A 2272-nucleotide genomic window follows, 5' to 3' on the forward strand; every position below is an offset into this window, starting at 1 on the left:
GCCCGCCGCCCGCCCTGTCGGTCCCCGCCCTGCACTTCCCGTCCGCGCTCGGGCCCGCGCCGGTCGGGGTCTGCTTCGTCGGCCCCCGCGGCACCGACCTCTCCCTCGTCCGGCACGCCCGCTCCCTCGGAGGACCCGCATGACCGCCCCGGTGAACCCGCCCGCCCGCCTGCTCATGGGACCCGGACCGGTGAACGCCGACCCGCGCGTGCTGCGCGCGCTGTCCACCCCGCTGGTCGGCCAGTACGACCCGGTGATGACCGGGTACATGAACGAGACCATGGCCCTGTACCGCGAGGTCTTCGCGACGACCAACGACGCGACCCTGCTGGTCGACGGCACGTCCCGCGCGGGGATCGAGGCGGCGATCGTGTCGCTGGTGCGTCCGGGCGCGCGCGTCCTGGTCCCGGTGTTCGGGCGCTTCGGGCACCTGCTCGCCGAGATCGCGCTGCGCGCGCAGGCCGAGGTGCACACCATCGAGGTGCCGTGGGGGCAGGTGTTCCCGGCGTCCGTCATCGAGGAGGCGATCGTCCGCGTCCGCCCGCACCTGCTGGCAGTCGTGCAGGGCGACACGTCGACGACGATGCTCCAGCCGCTGGACGAGCTGGGCGCGATCTGCGAACGCCACGGCGTGCTGTTCTACACGGACGCGACCGCGTCGCTGGGCGGCAACGCGTTCGAGATGGACGCGTGGGGCCTGGACGCCGCCACGGCCGGGCTGCAGAAGTGCCTGTCCGGCCCGTCGGGGAGCGCGCCGATCAGCCTGTCGGACAAGGCGGTCGAGGTGATCCACGGGCGCCGACGGATCGAGACCGGGATCCGCGAGGAGTCCGACGAGGACACCGGCGAGCCCGTGCACTCCAACTACTTCGACCTCGGCATGATCCTCGACTACTGGGGGCCGCGGCGGCTCAACCACCACACCGAGGCGACGAGCATGCTGTACGCCGCCCGCGAGTGCGCCCGGATCATCCTCGAGGAGGGCCGGCAGGCGGTCATCGACCGGCACGAGCTGGCCGGTCGCGCGATGCTGGCGGGGGTCCGCGGTCTGGGGCTGGGGGTGTTCGGGGACGTGGCGCACAAGATGCACAACGTGGTCGCGGTCGAGATCCCGGACGGCGTGGACGGGGACGCCGTGCGCGGCGCGATGCTGCAGGACTTCGGCATCGAGATCGGCACGTCGTTCGGCCCGCTGCACGGTCGCGTGTGGCGCATCGGCACGATGGGCGCCAACGCACGCCTCGACACGGTGCTCCTGACGCTCGCCGCGCTGGAGCAGGTGCTCCGGCGGGCCGGCGCGACGGTCCCCCACGGCGGCGGCGTCGACGCGGCCTACGCGGAGGCGTGATGCTCGACGCCCCCGCCGCCGCCCGGCGCATCATGGCCCGCTGCGACGAGCTCGCCGCGTACACGTCGATGACCGGCGGGATCGAGCGCGTCTACCTGTCCCCCGAGCACGCCCGCGTGAACCGGGTGGCGGCCCGCTGGATGCGCGAGGTCGGGCTCGACACGTGGCAGGACGCGGCTGGCAACCAGTGCGGCCACCTGCCCGGACGCGACCCCGACGCGCCCTCGTTGCTGCTGGGCTCCCACCTGGACACCGTGCGCGACGCCGGCCGGTACGACGGGATCCTCGGCGTGCTCATGGCCATCGAGGTCGTCCGTGCGCTGCGGCCGGTCGCGAGCACCCTGCGGTTCGGGCTCGACGTCGTGGCGTTCTGGGACGAGGAGGGCGCCCGGTTCGGCACCGCCCTCCTGGGCAGCTCGGCGATGGCCGGTCGCTGGCACGAGGCGTGGTGGGACCTCACCGACGAGCACGGCACCACGCTGCGCACGGCGTTCCGTGAGTTCGGGCTCGACCCCGGGCGCATCGGCTCGGCCGCCCGCACCCCGGACTCCCTGGCCGGGTACCTCGAGGCGCACATCGAGCAGGGCCCGGAGCTCGACGACGGCGGTGCTCCCCTGGGCGTCGTGACGTCGATCGCGAGTGCCCGAAGGTTCGCCGTGCAGATCGACGGCGAGGCCCGGCACGCCGGCGGCGCCCGGTACGAGACGCGGCACGACGCCCTGCTGGGCGCCAGCGAGGTCGCCCTGGCCGTCGAGCGCCTCTGCCGCGCCGAGCACCACATCATCGGCACCGTCGGCCGGTTGGAGACGTTCCCCGGCGCGGTGAACATCGTGCCCGGCGAGGCCCGGCTGACGGTCGACCTGCGCGGCGAGCACGACGACGACCGCGACCGCGTCTGGGGCAGCATCACGCGGGAGCTCGACG

At 74.1% G+C, this 2272-nt stretch carries 2 protein-coding genes; both read left to right on the forward strand.

Going from position 1 to position 2272, the window contains the following annotated elements; translation table 11 throughout:
• Positions 1 to 139 precede the first annotated feature (139 nt).
• The gene (locus tag AC1DUQ_RS20990; protein WP_477060959.1) at positions 140 to 1348 is read left to right on the forward strand and encodes a pyridoxal-phosphate-dependent aminotransferase family protein; all 1209 of its coding nucleotides are present in this window, start codon (positions 140 to 142) and stop codon (positions 1346 to 1348) included.
• Positions 1348 to 2272, forward strand: a 925-nt coding sequence (locus AC1DUQ_RS20995) for a hydantoinase/carbamoylase family amidase (protein WP_477074545.1), incomplete at its 3' end; no start/stop codon positions are given. The genes AC1DUQ_RS20990 and AC1DUQ_RS20995, both read left to right, overlap by 1 nt.

The sequence above is a fragment of the Cellulomonas sp. P4_B5_2 genome (assembly GCF_056402235.1).